This window comes from Halorubrum sp. SP3 (assembly GCF_005435195.1).
Lineage (GTDB): Archaea > Halobacteriota > Halobacteria > Halobacteriales > Haloferacaceae > Halorubrum > Halorubrum sodomense.
This window is the reverse complement of sequence record NZ_SGTU01000035.1, coordinates 3,344-3,975: the sequence shown is the minus strand read 5'-3', so window position 1 is coordinate 3,975 and position 632 is coordinate 3,344. Positions and strand designations below refer to the sequence as shown.

The following is a 632-nucleotide window of genomic DNA, read 5'->3' as shown; positions in this document are numbered from 1 at the left end:
AGACTCGTTCATCGTCGACGCCAAGACTGAGATTCGGATGCCCGTTCAACCATCGAACGGACGCGCCGGAGTGACGATCGACGACGGGACCACGCTCTACGGCGTCCCGCTCGAAACGACCTCGACCATCGTCGCCGGGCCGTTCACCGCCAGCGACGCACAGGCCGCCGGACTCGGTGGCGGCGCCGGTGTCGCCGTTGTGACCATCTTCCTCGTGGCAAAGGTCGTCTACGGACGCAGCGAGGAACCCGAGAGGTTAGCATGAGAGACGCACCAGAACCCCGACCCGAGCCGCCCCGCCACGTCAAGATACTCGACTGGCTCCACGGCCACGCGCCCGAGCTGGTCGTCGGTGTGATCGCGCTCGTCGGCCTCTCCGCGATCGTCGGATTCGACCTCGAAGTACCGCGCTTCTGGTACGTGTTCGGCGTCGCCGCGGTCGGTCTCTCCCCGCTCGGGTTCCTCGTCGGGAACAAGGTCGTATCGTGGCTCTACAATCCCGCATGGGTCTACCTTATCGACCTCGACGCTCGCGTACTCGACGGCGGGATCTACCGACTCCCGCTCGAAGACTTCCGCGAGCTCGAAATCCTCGACGATGACGAGTTCGTCAACTCGACGTACGACCTCAC

Annotated in this window: 2 pseudogenes; both read left to right on the top strand. The window is 64.6% G+C overall.

The window, feature by feature from the left end:
* Positions 1-265: pseudogene (locus EXE42_RS14870) on the top strand (hypothetical protein); the annotation flags it as partial.
* Positions 262-632 (top strand): annotated as a pseudogene (locus tag EXE42_RS20255) (hypothetical protein); the annotation flags it as partial. The pseudogenes EXE42_RS14870 and EXE42_RS20255, both read left to right, overlap by 4 nt.